Source organism: Streptomyces sp. NPDC091371, from assembly GCF_040684275.1.
GTDB lineage: Bacteria > Actinomycetota > Actinomycetes > Streptomycetales > Streptomycetaceae > Streptomyces.
This window is the reverse complement of the sequence record NZ_JBFBFP010000018.1, coordinates 56,920-81,708: the sequence shown is the minus strand read 5'-3', so window position 1 is coordinate 81,708 and position 24,789 is coordinate 56,920. Positions and strand designations below refer to the sequence as shown.

Below are 24,789 nucleotides of genomic sequence, written 5' to 3'. Positions count from 1 at the left end.
TCCCTGCCACCGATGCTGTCATCCGATCAACGACACCCCACGCGAAAGGTCACCCATTCGATCCGCGAACTCATATCTGGCACCCAAACAGGACGAACACCACCACCCGAACACAACAGACTCGCCACGGATATCTAAGGAACGACATGAGCCTGGACCCACAGCCGCTCGCCCCCGCCCTCGAAGCCGCGAAGGCCTCCGGCTGGACGGCCGTACTGCTGGACTTGGACGGCGTACAGACCAAGGCGGAGCTGATGCGGCGCGTGGACGCTGCGCTGCGGTTGCCGGAGTGGTTCGGGGGGAACTGGGACGCGCTCGCGGATTGCCTGCGTGACCTGTCGTGGTTGCCGGATGCGGGGCGGCTGGTCGCCGTGACCTCTTGGCGCGGCTATGCCGATGCTCGGCCCGCGGATTGGGAGACCTTCAGCGAGATCCTCGAGGAGGCCGTCGAGTTCTGGCGGGCCGAGGAGGATGCGCCGCCGTTTGCGGTGTTGCTCGCCGAGTCCGGGCCCGGCCCGGCAGCCGGGGCGCCGCCCCAGCCCCCGCGCCTCAAACGCCGGCGGGGCTGAAGTGCCCCGGCGGGGGTGAAAGACCCTGGGGCTCCGCCCCAGACCCCGCTCCTCAAACGCCGGAGGGGCTGGATCTTGCCGGCGTTGGCTGGATTGTGCGGCGATCAGGGGCGGAACCCGGGTCAGTTCGTCGGGGTCTTGGGGATCCACGGCGGGGTCTGGCCCCAGGACCAGACCGGGATCTTGGCCGCGTCCACCGGGGGTGGGTTGGGGCCCGAGTAGATCAGGGCCATGCGGGTGCCCCACTCGATGTAGTACGCGAACACCCCGCGGAACTCCGGGTCCGTCGGGAGGCCGACCTCGTCGGCCGTGTCCATCAGCAGGTCCACCCAGCGGCGGCGCTGCTTCTCGGTGATGGCGCGGCCCAGGTGCTTGGTGGCCATGTGCTGGTGGCCGCCGTGGCGGTCGGTGTACTCCGACGGGCCGCCGAAGACCTCCGACAGCCAGACCGCGACGTGCCGGGGGTGCTCGGAGTCCATGCCCTCGAAGACCGGGGCCAGGATCTCGTCCCGCAGGGCGTGTGCGTAGAAGGCGTCCGTGAGGCGGTTCATCGCCTCCGCTCCGCCCATCCACTCGTAGATGGTGGGGGTCGGGGGTGTGGTGCTCATGAGTCTTCGGCGGCCTTTCCGGTGCCCGCGACATCGGTCACCGTGTAGTGCTGCATCTCCTCGATCGCCGTCACGTACGGCCGGATCGCGCTGAAGAAGGCCGGGAAGTGCTCGCCCTTGCGGAAGCCGTTCAGGTGGGCGTCGACCGAGGTCCAGCGGATGCGGAGGATGTAGCGCTCCTTCTCCTCCTCGCAGCGGGCCAGTTCGTAGTCGATGCACTCGGGCGAGGCGGACAGGGCTTCGGCCGCCCGCGCGTACGACGCCTCGAAGGCTTGCTGGTCGTCCAATGCGATCCGGTAGCGGATGTATTCGACGGTCGTGGTCATGGTGCGGTGCCTTCCCCTCGATGTTGGTCCCGGCCAGCCTTACGCGATCATGTGCGGTTGTGGGGTGATTTCGTCATTCGGAGTCGGACTTCCTGGAGTCCGTGTCGCCGGACCCGGCGACGTCCGGGCCCTGCGCGCGGACCTGCTGGACCTTGTCGAGGGATTCGCGCAGGTCGGTGAGCCACTCGTCGGTGTTGCGCCCGACCAGGCGGACGCACCAGGCCAGGGCGTCCGCCCGGCTGCGGGCCACGCCGCCGGCGACCAGGGTGTCGAGGACCTGGCGCTCGGACTGGCGCAGCCGGGTCATGACGGGGACGGCCAGGTGCGTGAAGAGGGCCGTCTCCTCGCCCGACCGCACGCCCCAGGCCACCTTGCGGCGGTAGAGCTCCTCGGCCTCGCGCGCCACCTCGATGCGCTGCTCGCGGGTGCGCTCGCGGAACTCCCTGACCGATTCGTTCGCCGGGACGGTGCCGACGACCGTGATCTCCTCGCGGTCGACCGTGACCGACACGAGGGACTCGTACACGTCCACCGGCAGGCGCTCGGCGAACCACGTGCGGAGCTGTTCGCTCTGTTCGGCTGTAATCATGTAATCAACGTTGCGCCGGGTCCCTGCTTGATCGCAAGGGCTTAGGCGTTCGCTCTCAGCCCATCGAGCGGTAGCGGTGGATGAGGGAGACCGCCATCGCGCCCTCGCCGACGCCCGAGGCGACCCGTTTCACCGAGTGGGCGCGGACGTCGCCGGCCGCGAAGACGCCGGGGACGCTGGTTTCGAGGGGGTAGGGGGCCCGTTCCAGGCTCCACTCGGCCGGGAGCTCGCCGCCGTTCGCGATCAGGTCCGAGCCGGTGAGGACGAAGCCGTACTCGTCCCGTTCGACGACGCCCGAGAGCCACTCGGTGTGCGGGCGGGCGCCGATGAAGGTGAACATGAAGCGGGCCGGGACCTCGGTGTCCGTGCCCGACTCCCCGTCGTGGAGGGTGATGCGCTCCAGGTGTTCCTCGCCGGACAGGGAGACGACCGTGGTGCGGACCTTGACCTCGATGTTCGGGGTGCGGTCGATCTCGTCGATGAGGTAGCGGGACATGCTCGCGTCCAGCGAGCCCGCGCGTACGAGGATCGTCACGCGCGCCGCGTACTTGGCGAAGTGGACCGCGGCCTGGCCCGCCGAGTTGGCGCCGCCCACGATGAACACGTGCTGCGAGATGCACGCCGAGCTCTCGGTGGTGGCCGCGCCGTAGTAGAGCCCGGCGCCCTCGAAGCGGTCCGCGCCCGGGGCTTCCAGCCGGTTGTACGAGACCCCGGTCGCGAGCAGGACCGTCTCCGCGCTGATCTCCGTGCCGTCGGCCAGGGTGAGGATCTTCGCCGGGTCGTCGCGGGTCAGCGAGACCACCTCCACCGGGTGCAGGATCTCGGCGCCGAAGCGGGAGGCCTGGATGGTGGCGCGGCGGGTCAGGTCGCCGCCGGAGAGGCCCGAGGGGAAGCCGAGGTAGTTCTCGATCAGGCTGGAGGTGCCGGCCTGGCCGCCCGGTGCGCGGGAGTCCAGCATCAGCGTGGAGAGGCCCTCCGAGGCCGAGTAGACCCCGGCCGCCAGGCCCGCGGGTCCGGCGCCGACGATGACGCATTCGTAGTGCGGCCGGGAGGCGGTGGTCGCGAGGCCCAGGCGCTGGGCGAGCTCGGTGTCGGTGGGGGCGGAGAGCACCGATCCGTCCGGGAAGCGGACCAGGGGGAGGGCGCCGTCGGGCTGGGCGGCGATCAGGGTCAGGGCCTCGGGGTCCCGTTCGACGTTGAGGAAGCGGAACGGCTGGCCGTTGCGGGTGAAGAAGTCCCGGACGGCGTGGGTGCCCGGGGAGACCAGGTGGCCGGCGACGATGATGCCGTCGTACGCCGGGCGGTAGGTGGCCAGCCAGTCCGACAGCAGGTCGTCCAGGACCGGGAAGAGCCGCTCGTGGGGCGGGTCCCACGGCTTGAGCAGGTAGTAGTCCAGCCGGACCCGGTTGATGGCGGTGATCGCCGCGTCGGTCTCCGCGTAGGCGGTCAGCAGGACCCGGCGGGCGTCCGGGAACCGGCTGACGGCTTCTAGGAGGAACTCCACCCCGGTCACGTCGGGCATCCGCTGGTCGACGAGGAACAGGGCCGGGTCGTGGCCGCGTTCGTCGAGGGAGTCCAGGATCTTCAGGGCGTCGGCGGCCGAGGAGGCGCCGAGCACCCGGTAGCGGTCTCCGTAGGCGCTGCGCAGGTCGCGGCGGACGGCGCGGAGCACCTGCGGATCGTCGTCCACGGCCAGGATGACCGGCTTCCTGTTCTCGACGCGCTCGGCCGCGGCGGCGCCGGACGCGACGGCGCCGGACATGGCGGCGTCGGACGTGACGGCGGCCGCGCTCTCCGGGGCCGCGCTCACGCCGGGTCCAGCATGAGCTTGTCGGCGTAGCACCAGGCCCAGTCCTCGCCGGGCTCGTGCGAGGCGGCGATGGGGTGGGCGGTCGCCCGGTAGTGGCGGGTGGCGTGACGGTTCTTCGAGGAGTCGCAGCACCCGACGTGCCCGCAGCTCAGGCACATCCGCAGGTGCACCCAGGTGTCGCCGGAGACGAGGCACTCCTCGCAGCCACCGGTGCCTGGTTTCACCGGACGTATCTGATCGATGTGTGTGCACAACAGGTCCATCGTCATCGTCCCCGTCCCTCTCGTCGCGTCCTCGCGCCCGTCAATCACCGCGCGTCCAGACCATAGGGCGCGGTGCTCGCAATGGTTCAGGGATTCGGCCGAAGTCAGGTAGTCCTGAAGCTACTTCATGATGTCCGGAGGCGACTTCCTGAGGTGCCGCCACGACCTGTGCGGCTACCTCACCAAGTCGCACGCCGACGCTTTGACGCAGGCCCCGGGCGCGGCCAGTGTGGTGGACGCCAACGACAACAGGCGGCGCCTGGAGGAATACGTGAGCAGAAAGATTCTGGTCATTGTCTCCGAACACGGTTACTGGGCCGAGGAACTGATAGGCCCCGTATCGAAGTTCGACGAGCGGGGCTACGAGGTCATATTCGCCACGCCGACCGGAAAGCGTGCGCACGCTCTTCCGCCGAGCCTCGACGCGAACTACATCGACCCCCCGCTGGGACGCTCGGTCACCACCGAGGAGAACGCCCGGCTGGGCCGGGAGTTCGAGCAGTCCAGCCGGCTGGACTCCCCGCTCGACATCGAGGCATGGGTCCCCGAGCGCCCGTACACGAGCGACGAGGGCTACCTGCGGAAGCTGGAGCAGTACCACCGCGATCTGGACAAACTCGACGCCGACATCGCCGGGTACGACGCGATCCTCATCGTCGGCGGCAGCGGCCCCATCGCCGACCTCGCCAACAACGAGCGCGTGCACGCCCTGATCCTGGCCTTCGAGAAGGCCGGCAAAGTCGTCGCCGCCGAGTGCTACGGCGTCGCCTGCCTCGCCTTCGCCCGGGACTGGAGCGACCGCAAGAGCATCATCTGGGGCAAGCACGTGACCGGCCACTGCAAGGAGTACGACTACAAGGACGGCACCGGATTCCTCGGCACCGACTTCAACATGGGGCCGCCGCCGTATCCGCTGGAGTACATCCTGCGCGATGCCACCGGCCCGCGCGGCGCGTACCACGGCAATTTCGGAAAGCCGGTCTCGGTGATCGTCGACTTCCCGTTCGTCACCGGCCGCTCGACCCCCGACTCGTACCTCACGGGGCAGAAGATCGTGGAAGTCCTGGAGGACGGTCTCATCCGGTACGGCTGGTAATTTCAGGGGGAGTTCGATGAATGGCGAGGCGACTCCGGCACGTCCGGGCCGGGAAAGGCTGATCGAGCAGTTCAAGGCCGACGGCCTGAATGTGATGTTCGGAAATCCGGGGACGGTGGAACAAGGATTCCTCGACGCGGTGGACGCGGCCGAGGACTTCACCTACGTCCTCGCCCTCCAGGAGACCGTGGCCGCCGGCATCGCCGACGGGTACGCCCGGGCGACCGGCGGCGCGGCACTGCTCCAGCTGCACTCCGGGGTCGGGCTGGGCAACGGCATCGGCATGCTCTACCAGTCGCTGCGCGGCCACACCCCGCTCGTCGTGGTCGCCGGCGACGCCGGAGTCCGCTACGACGCCATGGACGCGCAGATGGCCTGCGACCTGGTGGCCATGGCGAAGCCGGTGACCAAGTACGCGACCCGGGTCACCGACCCCCGGTCCGTACTGCGCACCATCCGGCGGGCCGTGAAGATCGCGCTCACCCCGCCCCGCGGTCCCGTGTTCGTGGCGCTGCCCATGGACGTGCTGGACGAGCTCAACTCCGAGCCCGTACTGCCCGCCACGGTGCCGCTCACGGACGTGGCGCCCTCGCCCGCCTCGGTGGGGCGGGCGGCCGAGCTGCTCGCCTCCGCCGAGCGCCCGGTCCTCCTCGTCGGTGACGGGGTCTCGCTCTCCGGGGCGCAGCGGGAACTCGCCGCCGTCGCCGAGCTGCTGGGCGCCGACGTGTACGAGGTCGACTCCTCCGAGGTCAACATCGCGGCCTCGCACCCGCTGCGGCGCGGCCAGACGGGCCACATGTTCGGCCCGCACAGCAAGGAGCTGATCGGGGACGCCGACGGGGTCCTCATCGTCGGCACCTACGTCTTCCCGGAGGTGTTCCCGGAGCTGGAGAGCCCCTTCCGGGCGGGCGCGAAGATCGTCCACATCGACCTCAACGCCTACGAGATCGCCAAGAACCACCCCGTCGACCTGGGCCTGGCCGCCGACCCGCGGCAGGCGCTGCGCGCGCTGGCCGGCGTACTGGAGCGGCGGCTGGTCCCGCAGCGGCGGGCCGCCGCGGCCGCCCGGCTCGACGTACGGACCCGGGAACGGGCCCGCGAGGACCGGGAGCGGGCCGCGGCGGACGACGGCACCCCGATGGCCGTCTTCCTGCGGACCCTGGCCGAGCGCACCGGCGGGGACCTGATCGTCTTCGACGAGGCGCTGACCACCTCCCCGCTGGTCACCCGGTACCTGCCCGCGGAGCGCCCGGGCGACTACCACCTCACCCGGGGCGGCTCGCTGGGCGTGGGCTTCCCCGGGGCGGTCGGCGCCAAGCTGGCCCGGCCGGAGCGGCTCGTCGTCGGCTTCGCCGGGGACGGCGGGTCGATGTACACCTACCAGGCGCTCTGGACGGCGGTCCGGCACGGCATCGACGCCAAGTTCGTGGTCTGCAACAACCGCAAGTACCGGCTGCTCGACGACAACATCGCCCAGTACTGGCGGGAGCGCTCCATCCCCGAGCACGGCTTCCCGGGCTCCTTCGACCTCTCCCACCCCGAGATCGACTTCGCCGGGCTGGCCCGGAGCCTCGGCGCCGGCGGAATGCGGGTGGAGAAGCCCGACGAGGCGGTCGCCGCCGTGAACCGGATGCTGGCCCACCCGGGCCCGTTCCTCGTCGACATCCAGATCTGAGCCGATACAACCCACCGGACAGGAGGAGACCGCATGCCCGCCGAGCGGCAGTTGACCGAGGACGCGATCCGCAGGTTCGCCGAGGACTGGTACGTGGCACTGGACCGGCACGTCGCGCTGGACCAGGTGCTCGCCCTGATCACCGAGGACCTGGAGTTCAAGGTCCCCGAGGACACCTTCCTCGGCCACCAGGGCTTCGGCCGCTGGTACGAGGCCGTCACCAACCGGTTCTTCGACGAGGTGCACACGGTCACGAAGGTGGAGCCGGTCATCGAGGGCGACCGGGCGATCGTCCGGGTCCTCGTCAACTGGCAGGCCAAGATCTGGGACCCGCCGGCCGCCCGCAGCGAGTGGCTCGGCTTCGACGCCGACCAGACCTGGACGGTGGTGGCCGGGCCCTACGGGCCGCTGATCAAGCAGTACACCGTCAACGACCTGGCTCCGATGCCCGGTTCCGGCTCCCTCTGACCGCCGGCGAAGGAGAAGCGACGATGACCGAAGTGACGCGGGAGCGGGTCCAGGCGGCCTACGCCGCCCTCGGCTCCGGCGACCGGGCGCGCATCCTCGAGTACTACTCAGAGGACCTGCGCTGGCTCGTGCCGGGCAACCACCCGCTGGCCGGCTGGTACGAGAGCCTCGACGCCTTCCTCGAGCTGATGGGGCAGACCCACAAGCTCACGGGCGGCACCTTCCGGATGGACCTGGAAGCGGTCCTCGTCGGCGAGGACTGCAGCGCGGACGTGTGCCGCAACGTCGCCCTGCGGGACGGCGCCGACGGCGCGAGCCGGTCGCCGTACGAGCGGATGGACTACCCGGTCTTCCACTTCATGCGGTGGCGGGACGGCCGGATCGTCGAGGGCCGAGACGGCCTCTTCGGCGACACGGCCTCCGCCTTCAGCCAGTTCTGGGCGCCCTTCGCGCCGGACGGAACCCGACGGGACCGATAGGGGGAGCGACTTCATGGAACCGCGAGAGATCCTCACGAAGTACTACCAGTACGCCAACGCCGGGGACTGGGACCGCTGGTGCGACCTGTTCGCCGACGACCAGGTCATGGACGAGCAGCTCGCCGGGCACATCGAGGGCCTGGACGTGCTGCGCTCGATGATGAAGGGCATGGGCGACATGTACCGGGTCTTCCGGAACGAGCCCGTGCACTTCATCGTCGACGGCGGCGGGGAGAAGGCCGCGGCCGTCTCGCACCTGACGGCGGTCAGCGCCTCCGGCGAGGCCATCGAGGCCGAGGTCATGAACTTCTTCCGGATCGTGGACGGAAAGATCGCCTACATGGCGAACTACCACGACACGGTCCCCTTCCAGGTCCTGAGCCAGGACTGAGGGGGGACCCGTGAGCGTCGAGGAGTACGACTACATCGTCGTGGGATCCGGCACCGCCGGCAGCGTGCTGGCCAACCGGCTCTCCGAGGACCCGGACACCTCCGTCCTCGTCCTGGAGGCGGGCGGCTCCCGGATCCCGCCCGAGGTGGACGACCCGTCCTCCTGGTACAAGCTGCTCGGCGGGCCCGTCGACTGGGGCTACACCAGCACCCCGCAGCCCGGCCTGGGCGGCCGCCGCACCTACGAACCGCGCGGCAAGGCCCCCGGCGGCAGCAGCAACCTCTACATCATGATGCACATCCGGGGCCACGCCTCGGACTTCGACAACTGGGCCTACCAGGGCGCGGCCGGCTGGGCGTACGAGGACGTGCTGCCCTACTTCGCCCTGCTGGAGGACCAGGAGGACGCCACCGCCGCCACCACCGGCACCCGCGGCCCGCAGCGCATCACCAACGCCGGCCGGCACGGCCCCAACCCGGTCTCCCGCGCCTTCATCGACGCGGCCGTCGAGCTGGGCCACCAGGAGATCGCCGACTTCAACACCGACGGGCCCCGGCGCGGCCTCTTCGGCACCGGCTGGCACCACATCGACGTGGCCGACGGCAAGCGGCAGGGCGTCCTCGCCTCCTATCTGGAGCCCGCGCTCGGCCGCCCGAACCTGACCCTGCGCACCAGCGCGCAGTCCACCCGGCTGCTCTTCGACGGGGACACCTGCACGGGAGTCGAATACGTCCAGCTCCAGGCCCCCTCGGAGTTCCCGGGCCGGACGGTGGCGGACACCCACGGCAGCGCCGCCGAGCCCGGGCTGCACACCGTACGGGCCCGCCGGGAGGTGATCGTGGCCGCGGGGGCGATCGAGTCCCCGAAGCTGCTGCTGCTCTCCGGCATCGGACAGCCCGGGCAGCTGCGCGAGCACGGCATCCCGGTCACCGCGGCCCTGCCCGGCGTCGGCGAGAACTTCCACAACCACGTACTGACCGGGCTGATGGCCGAGGTCACCCAGGAACTCCCGCCGCCCGCGCAGAACCTGTCGGAGAGCGCTCTGTTCCTGTCCTCCCGGCCGGGGCTGCCCGCGCCGGACCTGCAGATCGCCTTCGTCCACGTCCCGTTCGACGTGATCGTCGGCCAGGACCACCCGAACACCGTGTCCATCCTGCCCGGCGTCGTACGCCCCGTCTCGCGCGGCTGGATCAGGCTGGCGAGCGCCGACCCGCTGGCCCACCCGCTGATCAACCCGAACTACCTGGGCGACCGGTGGGACCTGGAGCGGATGGTGCAGGGCGTCAAGACCGCCCGGGAGATCTTCGCGACCTCCGCCTTCTCGCCCTGGTACAAGCAGGAGCTCCAGCCCGGTCCGGGCTACGTGAGCGACGACGAGCTGCGCGACTTCGTCCGGCAGAAGTCGGAGAGCTACCACCACCAGGCCGGCTCCTGCCGCATGGGCATCGACGACCTCTCCGTCGTCGACCCCGAGCTGCGGGTGCACGGCGTACGGAACCTGCGCGTCGTCGACGCCAGCGTGATGCCCGCCGTCCCGTCGGGCAACTGCCACACCGCCATCGCGATGATCGCCGAGCGCGCGGCGGACTTCCTGAAGGGGGTGTCCCGTGCCTGACGCCGTCCTGCGCGAGGGCGCGCTGACCGGGACGCGGATCGCGGTCCTGGTCGAGAGCGACTTCTACGAGCCGGAGATCTTCTACTACCAGCACCGGTTCGCGGAGGAGGGCGCCGAGGTCGACTTCCTGACCCGGCTGTGGGGCAACGACTCCATCACCTTCTCCGGGCACGAGTACCGGGCGCCCTTCACCGCGAGCCAGTCCCTGGAGGGGCTGAGCGACGAGGAGCTGCGCCGGTACGCGGCGGTCATCGTGCCCTCGGGCATGGTGGCCGACCGGCTGCGCTACACCGAGGACGTGGACGTGCTCGCGCCCGCCACCGAGCTGCTGCGCCGGGCGTTCGAGGAGCCGACCGTGCTCAAGGGGATCATCTGCCACGGGATGTGGCTGGCCTCCTCGATCCCGGGCAAGATCCGCGGCCGCAAGGTCGTCTGCCACAACAACCTCATCGGCGACGTACGCAACATGGGCGCCCAGTACGTGGACGAGGACGTGGTCGTCGACGGCGACCTGGTCACCGGCCGCACCGGCGCCCACCACCACCTCTTCGCCCGCCGGATCATCGAGCTGATCGCGGCCGGGCGGGGCCGGGGCGCCGCCTGATGGCCGGGCTGCGGTGGTCGCACGTGGGACTGAACTGCCTGGACCAGAAGACCACCGAGGAGTTCTACACCCGGTACTTCGGGTTCTCCCGGGCCCGGGTGGTGAACCTGGGCGACTCCGAGATCGTGTTCCTGCGCAAGGGGGACGCGTACCTGGAGCTCTTCGCGGCCGGCACCAACGAACCGGCGCGCACCGCGCACGACGACGGGCCCCAGGCCCCCGGCCGGATGCGCCACCTGGCCTTCCAGACCGAAAGCGTCGACGCCTTCCTCGCCGAGATCGGGGACGCGGCCGACGTGACGCTCGGACCGCTGGACTTCGACGACTTCATCTGCGGCTGGCGCACCGTATGGCTCCGCGACCCCGACGGCGTGATCGTCGAGGTCAGCCAGGGATACGAGGACGACCGCTCTCACGAGGGCTCTCACGACAAGGACGGTGCATGACATGGCGGACGCCGTGAGCTTCTCCTTCTCCGACACCATCGCGGGCTACGTCGTCCGCTTCGACTCCGGATCGCGCGTCCTGCGCCTGAAGACGTCCGACGGCCGCGAGTTCGACGTCTCGCTGGCCGGCGACCCGAGCGCCGAACTGGTCCGCAACCTGGACGAGCCCTACATCGACGCCTCCGGGCACATCGACGAGATGCTCTCGCCGGGCCGGTTCCTCTTCGCCTACGGCGTCCACTACCCGGAGCACGGCGGGCGGTTCGACGCCAAGCGCCTGGTGTTCCTGGGCCGCGGCGCCGAGGACTACCGCTTCGAGGAATCCAGCTGGTGGATCAAGCAGATCGAATCGCTGGCCGACTTCTACAAGCGGGCCCAGTTCGGCGACGGGCCGGTGGACTTCACCCAGTACCGCACCGAGATCCGCCTCGGCGGCGACAAGACCGCCAGCCACGTCCAGGAGACCGACACGATCTCCCGCCTGGTCTACGGCATGGCCTCGGCCTACCTGCTGACCGGCAAGGACGAGTACCTGGAGGTCGCCGAGCGCGGCACCGAGTACCTGCGCAAGCACATGCGCGTCGTGGACGGCGAGGAGGACGTCGTCTTCTGGTACCACGGCATCAGCGTCGACGGGGACACCGAACGCAAGCTGTTCACCTCGGAGTTCTCCGACGACTACGACGCGATCCCGATGTACGAGCAGATCTACGCGCTGGCCGGCCCCATCCAGACCTACCGGGTCACCGGTGACGTCCGGATCAAGAACGACGCGGACGCCACCATCCGGCTGTTCGACAAGTTCTTCTTCGACCCGGAGCAGGGCGGCTACTACTCGCACATCGACCCGATCCTCTTCAGCGCCGACCACGAGTCCCTCGGCGAGAACGCCGAGCGCAAGAACTGGAACTCGGTCGGCGACCACGCGCCCGCGTACCTGATCAACCTGTACCTGGCGACCGGCGACCAGAAGTACGCCGACTTCCTCGAGTACACCTTCGACACCATCGCGGACCGCTTCCCGGACTACAAGAACAGCCCCTTCGTCCAGGAGCGCTTCATGCGCGACTGGTCGCACGACAAGGCGCACAGCTGGCAGCAGGACCGCGCGGTCGTCGGCCACAACCTGAAGATCGCCTGGAACCTGATGCGGATGAACTCGCTGAAGGCCAAGCCGGCGTACGAGGAGCTCGCCAAGAAGATCGGCGAGATCATGCCGGCCGTCGGCAGCGACGTGCAGCGCGGCGGCTGGTACGACGTCGTCGAGCGGCTCAAGTCCGGGGACCAGGAGACGTATCGTTTCGCCTGGCACGACCGCAAGGCCTGGTGGCAGCAGGAGCAGGCGATCCTCGCCTACCTCATCCTGAACGGCACCGTCGGCGGCGACGCGAACCTGCGCGAGGCCCGGCAGGCCCAGGCCTTCTACAACACCTTCTTCCTCGACCACGACGAGGGAGCCGTCTACTTCAACGTGCTCGCCAGCGGCACGCCGTACCTGCTCGGCACCGAGCGGCTCAAGGGCAGCCACTCGATGTCCATGTACCACTCGGCGGAGCTGTGCTACCTCGCCGCCGTCTACAACAACCTGCTCATCAACGGCCGGGAGATGGACTTCCACTTCCAGCCCGACCCGACCAACCTGCCCGACCGGATCCTGCGCGTCTCGCCCGACCTGCTCCCGGCGGGCTCGGTGCGGATCGCCTCCGTGGAGATCGACGAGAAGCCGTACGAGGAGTTCGACGCGGACGCGCTGACCGTCCACCTCCCCGACGTCCAGGGGCGGGTCAAGGTCAAGGTCCGGCTCCGGCCGGTGACCAAGTAGATCGCCAGGGGGCCACGCGCGCTCAACGGGGGCGCCCCATCCAGAGGGGAAAGCAAGCAATGAGTCTCAACGTCAAGGAACGCCGCAACAAGACGGGCACCGTGCTCGTCGCCACCGGTGAGATCAACAGCGAGACCTCCGGCTCGCTGCTCCAGGCGCTGCTGCCGCTGGTCCGCGAGGGCAGGCCGCTGCGGATCGACCTCACGGCGGTCACCTACGTCTCCAGCGCCGGCCTGCGCACCCTGCTCGTCGTGTACCGCGAGGCCCAGCACGCCGGCGTCGCCGTCACCCTCTACGGGGTGAGCGAGGAAGTCCGGTTCGTCATGTCGGCCACCGGCTTCCTCGACTTCTTCGAGACCGGCGAGGCGGCCGCCGCGGAAGCCAAGGCCAAGGCCAGGGCCGCGCGATGAGCGAGGCCCAGTCCGAGCAGGTCCTGCGCGTCGACGCGTACCCGACCCACGAAGTGGGCGGGTACCGCGTCCGCGCCGGCAAGCCGTTCCCCTTCGGGGCCAACGTGGTCCCCGGCGGGGTCAGTTTCTCCGTCTTCTCCGACCAGGCCACCTCCATGACCCTGGTCATCTACAAGCGCGGAGAGCCCGAGCCGATGGCCGAACTGGAGTTCCCCGAGGAATTCCGCACCGGCAGCGTCTTCGCCATGACGGTCTTCGGCCTCGACCACGAGAACATCGAGTACGGGTACCGGGCCGACGGCCCCTACGACCCGGTCACCGGCCACCGCTTCGACGCCCGCCAGGTCCTCTCCGACCCCTACGCCCGGCTGATCGCCGGCCGCGACGTGTGGGGCGTGGAACCGGACCGCAGCCGCGGCTACCAGTACCGCTCCCGGGTCTGCCTCCAGGACTTCGACTGGGGCGACGACACCCCGCTGGGCATCCCCGCCGAAGACCTCGTCGTCTACGAGGCCCACGTGCGCGGCTTCACCCGGCACCCCAACTCGCAGGTCACCGCGCCCGGCACCTTCGCGGGACTGCGCGAGAAGATCCCGTACCTCAAGGAACTCGGCGTGAACTGCATCGAGCTCCTGCCCGTGTTCGAGTTCGACGAGAGCGACAACCCGCGCACCAACCCGGAGACGGGCGAGCGGCTCTTCGACTACTGGGGCTACAACACCGTCTCCTTCTTCGCGCCCAAGGCCGGCTACGCGGCCACCGGACGCTACGGGATGCAGGGCGACGAGTTCCGCACCCTCATCAAGGACCTGCACGCGGCCGGCATCGAGGTCATCCTCGACGTCGTCTTCAACCACACCGCCGAGGGCAACGAGCAGGGCCCGACGATCTCCTTCAAGGGGCTCGACAACGCCACGTACTACATGCTCACGCCCGAGGGGTACTACTTCAACTTCAGCGGCACCGGCAACACCGTCAACTGCAACCACCCCGTCGTGCGCAACTACGTGCTCGACTGCCTGCGCCACTGGGTCGCCGACTACCACATCGACGGCTTCCGCTTCGACCTCGCCGCCATCCTCGGCCGGGCCCTGGACGGCACCCCGCTGCCCAACCCGCCGCTGCTGGAGCTGCTCGCCTACGACCCGGTGCTGCGGCACACCAAGCTCATCGCCGAGGCCTGGGACGCCGGCGGCCTCTACGAGGTCGGCAACTTCCCGGCGTACGGCCGCTGGGCGGAGTGGAACGGGAAGTACCGCGACACCGTGCGCAGCTTCCTCAAGGGCGACCCGGGCGTCACCGGGGAACTCGCCACCCGCCTCGCCGGCTCGCCCGACCTCTACTCCAGCCGCGGAACCGCCGCCTCGGTCAACTTCCTGACCGCGCACGACGGTTTCACCCTCGCCGACCTGGTCTCGTACAACGACAAGCACAACGAGGCCAACGGCGAAGGGAACAACGACGGCGCCAACGACAACAACAGCTGGAACTGCGGAGCCGAGGGGCCCACCGACGACCCCGGGATCAACGAGCTGCGCACCCGGCAGATGAAGAACGCCCTCGCCATCCTCTTCACCAGCCAGGGCATCCCGATGCTGCTGGCCGGGGACGAGGTCGCGCGGACCCAGCAGGGCAACAACAACACGTACTGCCAGGACAACGAACTGTCCTGGTTCGACTGGGACCAGGTCGACGACAACGCCGAACTGCTCCGCTTCACACGGGAGATGATCGCCTTCCGCAAGCACCACCGGGAACTGCGGGCGACCACGCACCCCACCGGCCGGATCCGGGACAGCCTGGGTCTGCCCGACATCAGCTGGCACGGGGAGCGGGCCTGGCAGCCCGACTGGTCGGCCGAGAGCCGGCTCCTGGCGGTGGCCCGCTGCGGCACCGGTGACGACGACGTGGTGTACGTGGCCATGAACGCGCACTGGGAAGCGCACGACCTGGAACTGCCCGCCCTTCCCGGCGGGCGCAGCTGGCACCTGTTCGCCGACACCGGGGCCGGGGCACCGCACGACATCCGCACCCCGGGCACCGAGCAGGAACTCGACAACGCCGGGAAGTACCTGATCGGGCCGCGCTCGGTCGTGATCCTGGTCGGCCGTACGAACGATCCCGAAGAGTAGAAGGAGACCTGAGATGCCCCTTTCCGTGTCCCTGAGCATCGAGGGCGACACCACCGTGATCGAGCTGACGGGCGAGCTGGACGCCAAGACCGCGCCGGACTTCCACCAGACCATCGAGAAGGCCGCCGGGCACGGCACGACCACCGTGGAGATCCGGATGGCCGGCGTCGGCTACATGGCCAGCGCCGGACTGCGCTCGCTGGTCTTCGCCCAGCAGAAGGTCGCCGACAACGTCACCATCAAGGTGGTCGGTGCCATCGAGCCCGTGTCCCGGACCATCCGGACGGCCGGCCTCGACCGGAGCATCGTCCTCGCCGACGAGTGACGACCGTGACCGACATGGTCGAACTGGCGAGGAAGCCCGCCGTACTGGAGGTGCCCGCGACGTTGGGGGCACTGGGCGAGATCGCCTCGTTCGTCCTGCGGCTGGCCGGACGGGCGGGCCTGGACAAGGGCGCCACGTACCGGATCCGGCTGGCCGTGGACGAGCTGGCCACGAACATCGTGATGCACGGGTACCGGGGCGGCGACGGGCGGATCACCGTCCGCGGCCGCTCCGGCCCGGGCGGGGTACAGATCGTCATCGAGGACACCGCACCCGCCTTCGACCCCGTCGAAGGCCGCCTGCCGCCCGCCCCCGGGGTCCGCCCCGAGGAGCGGCGGATCGGCGGCCTCGGCATCCACCTGGCGCTGACCAGCGTGGACGAGTTCAGCTACCGACACACGGACGGCCGCAACATCAGCACGCTGACCGTGAAGGCTGAGGGGACGGACCCATGCCCTCCACGACCGTGATCATCCTCGACGAGTACCCGCCGCCGACGCCCGAGCTGCTCGACGCGCTGCGGACGATGGACGCGGAACTCGTCACCCGCTCCCTCACGGAGCTCCGCGAAGGCCCGCTGGAGCAGCTGCCCGTCGCCGACGTGCTGCTCGCCCCGGCCGAGGCCGACGGGGAGTCCGTACGGATGGCCGTGCGCCGGCTGCGCCGCTGGGCCGGGGCACCCATCGTGGTCGCCTGGACCGTGACGGAGTTCGCCGCACTGGAGGAACACGTCCGGATCGGGCACGACTACCTCGTCCCGCCCTTCCTGCCCGCCCTCGTCGGAGCCCGCCTGCACAGCTGCTCGGAGCGCGCCGGACTCGGCCGCACCCTGCGCGAAGCGGACGCCCGCGCCGAGCTCATGGGCTACGAGAAGGAGCTGGAGATCGGCCGGGAGATCCAGGCGGGCTTCCTGCCCGAACGGCTGCCCGTCCCGGACGGCTGGGAGATCGACGTACGGTTCCGGCCGGCCCGCCAGGTCGCCGGGGACTTCTACGACGTCTTCGAGATCTCCCGCGGCCGCAGGCTCGCCTTCGTCGTCGCCGACGTCTGCGACAAGGGGGTCGGCGCCGCGCTCTTCATGGCCCTGATCCGCTCCCTGCTGCGGCACACCGCCGAGAACAGCGGACTGCAGCACCTCGTCGCCGGGCGCGGCGGCGGCAGCCGCCGCATCCCGGTGGTCGGCGCCACCCCGCTGCTCAACGCGGTCACCGCCACCAACGGCTACCTCACCCGCAACCACCTGCGGCAGGGCTACTTCGCCACCCTGTTCTTCGGGGTGCTGGACCCGCTCACCGGCAGCCTCGTCTACATCAACGGCGGCCACAACCCGCCCCTGATGCTGCACGCCGACGGCAGCCCGCCCCGCGCACTGGAGATCACCGGACCGGCCGTCGGGGTCCTCCCCGACTGCGTCTACACCCTCGGCTACGCCCAGCTGAACCCGGGCGACACCCTCTTCGTGTTCACCGACGGAGTACCCGAGGCCCGCTGCCCGCAAGGCCGCTTCCTCGGCGACGAACGCATGCTGGAACTGCTCGCCGGCCCCCCGGCCAGCGGCAAGGAGGTCGTCGACCGCATGGACTGGGCGGTGCGCGAACACACCGGCACCGCCGAACAGCACGACGACGTCACCATGCTGGCCCTGCACCGGCCCGATCCACGTGCGGCGCGGGGGCCGCACGCGGACGGCACCGGCTACCAGGTGGTGGCCTGATGACCCGCACCATCGTGGTGCACTCGCACCGCGGCGGCACGGGCAAGTCCTCGGTGCTCGCGAACCTCGCGCTGCTCCTGGCGGCCGAGGGGCGCCGGGTCGGAGTGGTGGACACCGACATCCAGTCACCCACCCTCGACCTGCTGTTCCGGCTCGGGCCCGGCTTCTCGCTGGCCGACTACCTGCTCGGCCGCTGCGAGATCGAGGCCGCGGCCCAGCAGGTGGCCCTGCCCGGGCTGTACGTCGTACCGGCCAGGACCGGGACGGCCGCCCTGCGGGAGATCATGACCAGCGGGTACGACGTGGGGCTGCTCCCGGAGGGCTTCGACCGGCTGGCCGGCCACCTCGCCCTCGACATGCTGCTGCTCGACACCCATGCCGGGCTCAACAACGAGTCGGTGACCGCCATGGCCAGCGCCGACGTACTGATGATCATGGCGCGGGCCGACCGGATCGATCTCTCCGGCGTCGAGGAGACCATCGCGCTGGCCGGGCGCCTGCCCTGCCGGCGGACCCTGGTGCTGAGCATGGCCCCGGCCGGCGTCGACCGGGAAGCGGCGCGACGGCGGGCCCAGGAGGTCTACGGAGCGCCCTTGGCCGGAATCCTTCCGTACTCGCCGGAAATGGCGGCTCTGTACGGGGAACGCATATTCGCAGAAGCCCATCCCGACCACCCCCTGGTCGATGAATTCCGCACCATCATCTCGGCGTTGGACGCACGTGACGAAGTATCGCGGGCCTGACGTCGCCCCCTTACGCCCCTTGCGAGGGGCGTGTTGAATCGGCAGCGAATCCAGAACAAGGAGAGAATCATGAAGATTCTCGTCGTCATGACGGCCAAGGCCACCCTCCACCTGCTGGACGGCGAACAGCACCCCTCGGGATTCTGGGCCGAGGAATTCGTCGTCCCCTTCCAGCTGTTCAAGGCCGCCGGGCACGTCGTGGACGTCGCGACGATCGGGGGCCGGGCGCCCACGGTCGACCAGACGAGCATCGACCCCCAGTTCCTGCAGTGGGTCCGCCCCCAGGGTTCGCCCGACGAGGACGCGGCCAACGCCGCCGAGTACGTCCGGGTCATCGAGAACACCCCCCAGCTGAAGACCCCGATCGCGCTGGAGTCCCTCACCGAGAAGGACATCGCCGACTACGACGGCGTGTACGTGAGCGGCGGCCACGGCGCCATCGGCGACCTGCCCAAGTCCGACGAACTCGCCCAGATCCTGCGCTGGGTCATCGCCCAGGACAAGCCGCTCGCCACCGTCTGCCACGGCCACACCTCGCTGCTCGCCCTGCGCGACGGCGAAGGCCGCTGGCCCTTCGAGGGCTACCGGATGACGGCCTTCTCGCACAGCGAGGAACTGGTCACCAACATGGCCGGCCGGCTCCCGCTGATCCTCGAGGTCGAACTCACCCGGCTCGGCGCCCGCTACGAGAAGGCCGAAGCGATCTGGGACTCGCACGTCGTCGTCGACCGCAAGCTGACGACAGGCCAGAACCCGTACTCCTCCAAGGCCCTCGCCGAGACGTTCTTAGAGCAGCTCGCGCAGGGCTGACAGCAGCCCCCCGCACACGAATCCGGAAGGCAGCCATGACACAGCGCGCGCTCAGCGACCAGCCCCTGGCCAACCCCGGGAAGTTGTTCATCGGCGGCAAATGGGTCGAGGCCCAGGACGGCCGTACCGAGCCGGACATCAGCCCCGTGGACGGCCAGGAGATCGTGCCGGTGGCCCAGGCCGCCGCCGCCGACGCGGACGCGGCGGTGGCCGCCGCCCGCAAGGCGTACGAGGAAGGTCCGTGGAGCAGACTGTCGGCCCAGGAGCGCGCGCTGCGGCTGAACCGGGTCGGCGAGCTCATCGAGCGCGACCTGGAGGAGATCGCCCTCCTGGAGACCGTGGACATGGGCAAGCCCTTCGCGTTCTCCAGCACGGTCGACGCACCCATGGCGGCCCAGCTCATGCACTACTACGCCGGCGCCGTGACCCGCGTCGACGGCTCCTCGCGGGCCCCGGCCGGCGGACAGCTCGCCTACACCCTGCGCGAACCGCTGGGCGTGGTCTGCGCCATCACCCCGTTCAACTTCCCGCTGCTGCTGTCGATGACGAAGATCGCGCCGGCCCTCGCGGCCGGCAACACGGTCGTCCACAAGCCCTCCCCGGCGACCCCGCTCACCGCCTTGAAGATCGCCGAGCTGTTCCAGGAGGCGGAAATACCGGACGGCGTGCTGAACGTCATCACCGGTCCGGGCGTGGAACTGGGTGAGACCCTCACGGACCACCCGGACATCGACAAGATCGCGTTCACCGGATCCACCGCGGTCGGCCAGTCCATCATCCGCAAGGCCGCCGGCACCCTGAAGAAGGTCACGATGGAGCTCGGCGGCAAGTCCGCCAACATCGTCTTCGCCGACGCCGACCTCGACGCCGCCGAAGAACTCGCCTTCTTCGGCATCTACTACAACAAGGGCGAGATCTGCACCGCCGGCTCCCGCCTGCTGCTCCAGCGCCCCATCCACGACGAACTCGTCGAACGCCTCGTCCGGCGGGCCGCCGCCCTCAAGCCCGGCGACCCGCGCGACCCGGCCACCCTCTTCGGGCCGCTGGCCCACCGCGGCCAGTTCGAGAAGGTCAGCTCCTACATCGAGGTGGGAGAGAAGGAAGGAGCGGTCCTGCGCACCGGCGGCACCGGCTGGACCCCGGAGGGCGCCTCCAGTCAGGGCCTGTACTTCCTGCCGACCGTGTTCACCGGCGTCGACAACGGCATGCGGATCGCCCAGGAGGAGATCTTCGGCCCGGTCCTGTCGATCATCCCCTTCGACACCGAGGAGGACGCCGTGCGCATCGCCAACGACAGCGCGTACGGCCTCGCCGCCGGCGTCCACACCAAGGACCTGCGCCGGGCCCACCGGGTCGCCTCGCAGATCAAGGCCGGCACGGTCTGGGTGAATTGCTACAACCAGTACGACCCCTCCGTGCCCTACGGCGGCTACAAGGCCTCCGGTTACGGCCGCGAGTGCGGCCCGGAATCCCTGGAGAGCTACACCCAGACCAAGTCGGTCTGGATCGGCATGGACTGAGACCGCCGTGGACTGAGTCCCCTTCCCGAGGAGCGTCATGCGGACAGGCATCATCGGCACCGGCCGGATCGGCTCGACCCTCGCCAGGATCCTCGTGGCCGCGGGCCACGAGGTCGTGGTCGCCAACGCCCGCGGCCCCCAGAGCCTCGGCCCGCTCCTCGCGGAACTGGGACCGGCGGCCTCGGCGGCGCACCCCGCCGAGGCCGCCGCCCGGGCCGACCTCCTGGTGCTGATGGTGCCCTTCGGCGGCGTACGGGGCCTGCTGCCGCCGCACGTCGTGCAGGACAAGGTGATCGTGGACGCCACCAACGCGTTCGGCGGTCCCGGCGGTGCCCCGGCCGACCTCGGCGGCCGCGGCTCCAGCGATCTCGTCGCCGAGTGGTACCCCGGGGCCCAGATCGTGAAATCCCTCAACACCATGCATTTCGAAACCCTCGCCGTCGCCGGCACCGCACCCGGAGAGCGCCTGGCGCATTTCACAGCGGGCGACGACGTGAAAGCGAAGGAAATCGTCGCGGGAATCATCTCGGACCTGGGATTCGCACCCGTCGACACCGGCCCGCTGCACTCCGGAGGAATTCTCCAACAGCCCGGCGGGCCCCTCTTCAACCGGCCGCTCACGGAAGCGCAGGCGCTGGCATGGATATCACACTGAATGTGAACGGAAGACCCGAGCAGTTCCCGGCCCAGCCGAACGAACTGCTCGTGGAACGGCTCCGCGACGGCCTCGGCCTCACCGGGACGAAGGTCGGCTGCGACACCGGCCAGTGCGGCTCCTGCGTGGTCCGGCTCGACGGCAAGTCCGTCAAGAGCTGCCTCGTCCTCACCGCCTCGGCCGCCGGCTCCGAGGTCACCACCATCGAAGGCGTCACCACCCCCGGCGGCGAACTCACCGGCCTCCAGGAGGCGCTGCGCCAGGAGCACGGCACGCAGTGCGGGTTCTGCACCCCCGGCATGGTCATGGCACTCGGCGAGCTCGTCGACTCCACCGCCGGCCGCGAGGCCCCCACGGAGCCCGAGATCCGCGAGTGGCTCACCGGCAACCTCTGCCGCTGCACCGGCTACCACAGCGTCGTCCGCGGCGTGCAGCGCGCCTGCGCCGCCGCAGCCGGTCAGGAGGTGTGAGGACATGACCGCCGTGACGGGGGAGACGCCGATGACCGGAAACGGCCCGCTCGGCAAGCCGCTGGACATCCGTGAGGATCCGCAGCTGCTGCGCGGCGAGGCGACGTACGTGGCCGACATCGATCTGCCGGGCACCGCCCACATGGCGATCCTGGGCAGCCCGGTCGCCCACGCGAAGATCCTCTCCATCGAGACCAAAGCGGCCGAGCAGCTGCCCGGCGTCCTCAAAGTGGCCACCGCCGCCGACTTCACCGACGTGATGCCGCTGCCCTGCATCTGGATCCCCGGCGGCGTGGAGAGCCACTTCCCGCCCCACCCCTACGGGCTTCCCGGCGCCCGCCCGGTCCTCACCGGCGACGCCGTGCGCCACGTCGGCGACCCCATCGCCGTGGTCGTCGCCGAGACCCCGCGCCAGGCCCACGCCGCGCTCGCCGCCATCTCCGTCGAGTACGAGCCGCTGCCCGTGGTCACCCGCGCCGACGAGGCCCTCGCCGAGGGCGCGCCGCAGCTCCACGAGGCCGTCCCGGGCAACCTGAACGCGTACTGGACCTGCGGCGACAAGGACCGCACCGACGCGGCCATCGCCGAGGCCGAGGTCACGGTAGAGCTCGACCTGGTGAACCAGCGGACCATCAACAGCCCCATCGAGCCCCGCGGCGCGGTCGGCGACTACAACGCCGCCACCGGCGAGTACACGCTGTACGCCTCCACCCAGGGCCCGCACAACCACCGGTTCCTGCTCTCCGCCCTCGTGCTCGGCATCCCCTTCAACAAACTGCGGGTGATCGCCCCGACCGTCGGCGGCAGCTTCGGCACCAAGGGCTACCTCTACCCCGACATGGCGCTGGTCCTGCTGCTCTCCAAGGCGCTGGGCCGGCCCGTGAAATGGGTCGACACCCGCACCGGGCTGATGAACTCCACCGTCCAGGGCCGCGACCACCGCCAGCACGCCACCCTCGCCGGCACCCGCGACGGCCGCATCACCGCCGTGCGCGCCACCAGCCACGCCAACCTCGGCGCGTACCCCTCCACCATCGGCCCCGGCGTCGCCACCGCCCTGATGGGGCGCTCCATCAGCGGCATGTACGACATCCCCGCCGCCTTCTGCGAGGTCTACGCCGCCTTCACCAACACCGTCCCGCTCGGCGCCCAGCGCGGCAGCGGGCGCGCCGAGGCCGCCTTCCTGATGGAGCGGCTCGTCGACCGGTACGCCTCCGAGATCGGCATGGACCCGGCGGCCGTCCGCCGCAAGAACCTCGTGCCGAAGGAGAAGTTCCCGTACGACAACGGCCTCGGCTGGACCTACGACTCCGGGAACTACCAGCTGAACTTCGACAAGGCCCTCGAACTCGCCGGCTACGCCGGCATGCCCGCCCGCAAGGCGGAGGCCCGCACCCGCGGCAAGCGCCTCGGCGTCGGCCTCGCCACCTACGTGGCCATCTGCGGGGTCGGCCCCTCCACCCGGATGTCCCAGGAGGGCATGCTCGGCGGCACCTGGGAGAGCGCGAACATCCGCGTCCACCCGACCGGCGAGGTCACCGTCACCGTCGGCTCCGCCTCCACCGGCCAGAGCCACGCCACCGTCTTCGCGCAGGTCGCCGCCGACGAACTCGGCATCGACCCGGACAGCGTCCAGGTCTTCGAGGGGGACACGCAGAAGGCCCCGTACGGGCAGGGCACCTACGGCTCCCGCTCCTACAGCATGGCCGCGCCCGCCATCGCCCTCACCGCCCGCAAGATCAAGGCCAAGCTGATCCGCGCCGCGGCCGTCTTCCTCGGCGTCCCCGAGGACAAGGTCGTGTACGAGGGCGGCAAGGTCCACGAAGAGGGCAACGAACAGAACGCCAAGACCTTCGCCGAGCTGGCGATGGCCATGTGGTACGGCTGGGGACTGCCGCCCGAGATCGAACCGGCCCTCGACGAGACCACCCACTTCGACCCGCCGGACTTCAACTACCCCTTCGGAACGCACGTCGCGGTCGTCGAGGTCGACGAACTTACGGGCGAGACCGAGGTGGTGGCCTACACCGCCGTCGACGACGCCGGACACATCGGCAACCCGAAGATCGTGCACGGCCAGATCGAGGGCAGCATCGTGCACGGCCTCGGCCAGGCCCTCATGGAAGCCGCCGAGTACGCCGAGGACGGCCGGCTGATCAGCTCCGACCTGAACCACTACGCCCTGCCGCGCGCCGCCGACGTGCCGTTCTTCGCCATCGACAAGACCGTCACGCCGAGCCCGCACAACCCGCTCGGCGCCAAGGGCGCCGGCGAGATCGCCACCGTGCCGCCCGCCGCGGCCGTCGTCAACGCCGTCGTCGACGCCCTCTCCGACCTGGGCGTCCAGCACATCGACATGCCGCTCACCCCCGAGAAGGTCTGGCGCGCCCTGAGAGGAGAAGCCCGGTGATCCTCACCGCGTTCGACTACGTCCGGCCCGTCGGCCTCGACGAGGCGCTGACCCTGCTGTCCGGGACCCGCGGCGCCCGCGTGCTCGCCGGGGGCCAGAGCCTCCTGCCCGACCTGCGCACCGGTGCCGAGCGGGCCCGGCTGCTGGTCGACGTACGGCACCTGGAGGAGCTGCGCGGCATCGGCAGCGGATCCGACGGCCGGCGGCTGCGGATCGGGGCCCTCACCACGCTCGCCGAGCTCTCCGCGCACCCGCTGGTACTCGCCGGGGCGCCCGAACTGGCCGCCGCGGCCCGCGCCAACGGCGACCCCCAGGTCCGCAACCTCGGCACCGTCGGCGGCAACCTCGCCGCCGCCGGGCGCCCCACCGACCTGCCCGTCGCCGCCATCGCCGCCGACGCGTCCGTCGAACTCGCCGGGCGCGGCGGACGCCGGACGGTGACCGCCGAGGAGTTCGCCGCCACCGGGGCGCCCGCCGCCACCGTCGTCACCGCCCTGCTGGTGCCCGCCACCGGCCCGGCCGCGGCCTTCGAGAAGACCGCCGACCGCGCCACCCGCTACCCGCTCGCCGCCACCGCCGTACGGATCACCCCCGACGGGCCGCGCATCGCGGTCACCGGGGCCACCCCGCGCGCACTGCGGCTGCGGCGCGTCGAAGACCGGCTGCGCGGCGGCCCGTACACCACGGACGCCGTGCTCGCGGCCTTCCGTGCCGAGCCCCGGGAGCTCTTCGTCCCCGGGCGCGGCACCTCGGCCGAGTACCTCGGCCATCTCGCGGGGGTCCTGACGGCCCGCGCCTTGCAGAGGGCGGAACAGGCCCTGGCCTGACCGCCCGTCACG

The 24,789-nt window shown here is 70.4% G+C and carries 27 protein-coding genes; 22 read left to right on the top strand and 5 right to left on the bottom strand.

The features are described from left to right. Positions 1 to 146: 146 nt before the first annotated feature. Positions 147 to 569, top strand: a complete 423-nt coding sequence (locus tag AB0O21_RS20915) for a barstar family protein (protein WP_365172635.1) — start codon at positions 147 to 149, stop codon at positions 567 to 569. 122 nt (positions 570 to 691) lie between these two features. Here AB0O21_RS20915 and AB0O21_RS20910 read toward each other — a convergent pair whose 3' ends face one another. The 5 genes from AB0O21_RS20910 to AB0O21_RS20890 all read right to left on the bottom strand — a co-directional run bounded on the left by AB0O21_RS20910 (position 692) and on the right by AB0O21_RS20890 (position 4,171). Further along, complete coding sequence (locus AB0O21_RS20910) at positions 692 to 1,177, bottom strand: group II truncated hemoglobin (RefSeq protein ID WP_365172634.1); 486 nt, start codon at positions 1,175 to 1,177, stop codon at positions 692 to 694. Further along, positions 1,174 to 1,503 (bottom strand): antibiotic biosynthesis monooxygenase family protein, encoded by a 330-nt coding sequence (locus tag AB0O21_RS20905; RefSeq protein ID WP_365172633.1) that lies wholly within the window; start codon positions 1,501 to 1,503, stop codon positions 1,174 to 1,176. The genes AB0O21_RS20910 and AB0O21_RS20905 overlap by 4 nt, the downstream gene beginning before the upstream one ends. Before the next feature lie 73 nt (positions 1,504 to 1,576). Beyond that, positions 1,577 to 2,092, bottom strand: coding sequence for a hypothetical protein (locus AB0O21_RS20900; RefSeq protein WP_365172632.1), 516 nt, complete (start codon positions 2,090 to 2,092; stop codon positions 1,577 to 1,579). Between the two features lie 55 nt (positions 2,093 to 2,147). Continuing rightward, positions 2,148 to 3,854, bottom strand: coding sequence for an FAD-dependent oxidoreductase (locus AB0O21_RS20895; RefSeq protein WP_365172695.1), 1,707 nt, complete (start codon positions 3,852 to 3,854; stop codon positions 2,148 to 2,150). Between the two features lie 44 nt (positions 3,855 to 3,898). Further along, the gene (locus AB0O21_RS20890; RefSeq protein WP_365172631.1) at positions 3,899 to 4,171 is read right to left on the bottom strand and encodes a UBP-type zinc finger domain-containing protein; all 273 of its coding nucleotides are present in this window, start codon (positions 4,169 to 4,171) and stop codon (positions 3,899 to 3,901) included. Positions 4,172 to 4,436: 265 nt separating this feature from the next. On the opposite strand from AB0O21_RS20890, the gene AB0O21_RS20885 reads away from it, so the two are divergent. From AB0O21_RS20885 to AB0O21_RS20785, 21 genes are all read left to right on the top strand, one after another. Continuing rightward, a complete protein-coding gene (locus tag AB0O21_RS20885) occupies positions 4,437 to 5,261 on the top strand; it encodes a type 1 glutamine amidotransferase domain-containing protein (protein WP_365172693.1) in 825 nt (274 codons plus the stop codon). Positions 5,262 to 5,277: 16 nt separating this feature from the next. Beyond that, on the top strand, positions 5,278 to 6,936 hold the full coding sequence (locus AB0O21_RS20880; RefSeq protein ID WP_365172630.1) for a thiamine pyrophosphate-binding protein: 1,659 nt from the start codon (positions 5,278 to 5,280) through the stop codon (positions 6,934 to 6,936). A gap of 33 nt (positions 6,937 to 6,969) precedes the next feature. Then, entirely contained in the window at positions 6,970 to 7,404 is a 435-nt protein-coding gene (locus AB0O21_RS20875) for a nuclear transport factor 2 family protein (protein ID WP_365172629.1), read from the top strand. Between the two features lie 23 nt (positions 7,405 to 7,427). Then, a complete protein-coding gene (locus tag AB0O21_RS20870) occupies positions 7,428 to 7,883 on the top strand; it encodes a nuclear transport factor 2 family protein (protein ID WP_365172628.1) in 456 nt (151 codons plus the stop codon). Positions 7,884 to 7,896: 13 nt separating this feature from the next. Then, on the top strand, positions 7,897 to 8,274 hold the full coding sequence (locus tag AB0O21_RS20865) for a nuclear transport factor 2 family protein (protein ID WP_365172627.1): 378 nt from the start codon (positions 7,897 to 7,899) through the stop codon (positions 8,272 to 8,274). Between the two features lie 10 nt (positions 8,275 to 8,284). Beyond that, on the top strand, positions 8,285 to 9,889 hold the full coding sequence (locus tag AB0O21_RS20860; RefSeq protein ID WP_365172626.1) for a GMC oxidoreductase: 1,605 nt from the start codon (positions 8,285 to 8,287) through the stop codon (positions 9,887 to 9,889). Continuing rightward, positions 9,882 to 10,493 (top strand): DJ-1/PfpI family protein, encoded by a 612-nt coding sequence (locus tag AB0O21_RS20855; protein WP_365172625.1) that lies wholly within the window; start codon positions 9,882 to 9,884, stop codon positions 10,491 to 10,493. Before AB0O21_RS20860 ends, AB0O21_RS20855 begins: the two co-directional genes overlap by 8 nt. A 23-nt stretch (positions 10,494 to 10,516) precedes the next feature. Continuing rightward, positions 10,517 to 10,939 (top strand): VOC family protein, encoded by a 423-nt coding sequence (locus AB0O21_RS20850; RefSeq protein ID WP_365172624.1) that lies wholly within the window; start codon positions 10,517 to 10,519, stop codon positions 10,937 to 10,939. A gap of 1 nt (position 10,940) precedes the next feature. Further along, positions 10,941 to 12,761 (top strand): AGE family epimerase/isomerase, encoded by a 1,821-nt coding sequence (locus AB0O21_RS20845; RefSeq protein WP_365172623.1) that lies wholly within the window; start codon positions 10,941 to 10,943, stop codon positions 12,759 to 12,761. A gap of 59 nt (positions 12,762 to 12,820) precedes the next feature. Next, entirely contained in the window at positions 12,821 to 13,171 is a 351-nt protein-coding gene (locus tag AB0O21_RS20840; RefSeq protein WP_365172622.1) for an STAS domain-containing protein, read from the top strand. Next, positions 13,168 to 15,303 (top strand): glycogen debranching protein GlgX, encoded by a 2,136-nt coding sequence (gene glgX, locus AB0O21_RS20835; RefSeq protein WP_365172621.1) that lies wholly within the window; start codon positions 13,168 to 13,170, stop codon positions 15,301 to 15,303. Before AB0O21_RS20840 ends, glgX begins: the two co-directional genes overlap by 4 nt. Positions 15,304 to 15,316: 13 nt before the next feature. Then, on the top strand, positions 15,317 to 15,628 hold the full coding sequence (locus AB0O21_RS20830; protein WP_365172620.1) for an STAS domain-containing protein: 312 nt from the start codon (positions 15,317 to 15,319) through the stop codon (positions 15,626 to 15,628). A 14-nt stretch (positions 15,629 to 15,642) separates the two neighbouring features. Continuing rightward, complete coding sequence (locus AB0O21_RS20825) at positions 15,643 to 16,098, top strand: ATP-binding protein (protein WP_365172692.1); 456 nt, start codon at positions 15,643 to 15,645, stop codon at positions 16,096 to 16,098. Beyond that, positions 16,080 to 17,342 carry a PP2C family protein-serine/threonine phosphatase gene (locus tag AB0O21_RS20820; RefSeq protein ID WP_365172619.1) on the top strand — a complete coding sequence of 421 codons (1,263 nt, stop codon included), beginning with the start codon at positions 16,080 to 16,082 and terminating at the stop codon, positions 17,340 to 17,342. Before AB0O21_RS20825 ends, AB0O21_RS20820 begins: the two co-directional genes overlap by 19 nt. Further along, positions 17,342 to 18,085 (top strand): MinD/ParA family protein, encoded by a 744-nt coding sequence (locus AB0O21_RS20815; RefSeq protein ID WP_365172618.1) that lies wholly within the window; start codon positions 17,342 to 17,344, stop codon positions 18,083 to 18,085. The genes AB0O21_RS20820 and AB0O21_RS20815 overlap by 1 nt, the downstream gene beginning before the upstream one ends. A 69-nt stretch (positions 18,086 to 18,154) precedes the next feature. Further along, positions 18,155 to 18,895 carry a type 1 glutamine amidotransferase domain-containing protein gene (locus tag AB0O21_RS20810; protein WP_365172617.1) on the top strand — a complete coding sequence of 247 codons (741 nt, stop codon included), beginning with the start codon at positions 18,155 to 18,157 and terminating at the stop codon, positions 18,893 to 18,895. A gap of 35 nt (positions 18,896 to 18,930) precedes the next feature. After that, a complete protein-coding gene (locus AB0O21_RS20805) occupies positions 18,931 to 20,415 on the top strand; it encodes an aldehyde dehydrogenase family protein (protein WP_365172616.1) in 1,485 nt (494 codons plus the stop codon). Positions 20,416 to 20,452: 37 nt separating this feature from the next. After that, a complete protein-coding gene (locus AB0O21_RS20800) occupies positions 20,453 to 21,070 on the top strand; it encodes an NAD(P)-binding domain-containing protein (RefSeq protein ID WP_365172615.1) in 618 nt (205 codons plus the stop codon). Next, complete coding sequence (locus AB0O21_RS20795; protein ID WP_365172690.1) at positions 21,067 to 21,540, top strand: (2Fe-2S)-binding protein; 474 nt, start codon at positions 21,067 to 21,069, stop codon at positions 21,538 to 21,540. The genes AB0O21_RS20800 and AB0O21_RS20795 overlap by 4 nt, the downstream gene beginning before the upstream one ends. A gap of 4 nt (positions 21,541 to 21,544) precedes the next feature. Then, complete coding sequence (locus tag AB0O21_RS20790; RefSeq protein WP_365172614.1) at positions 21,545 to 23,950, top strand: xanthine dehydrogenase family protein molybdopterin-binding subunit; 2,406 nt, start codon at positions 21,545 to 21,547, stop codon at positions 23,948 to 23,950. After that, on the top strand, positions 23,947 to 24,777 hold the full coding sequence (locus AB0O21_RS20785; RefSeq protein WP_365172613.1) for an FAD binding domain-containing protein: 831 nt from the start codon (positions 23,947 to 23,949) through the stop codon (positions 24,775 to 24,777). Before AB0O21_RS20790 ends, AB0O21_RS20785 begins: the two co-directional genes overlap by 4 nt. The last annotated feature ends 12 nt before the right edge of the window (positions 24,778 to 24,789 follow it).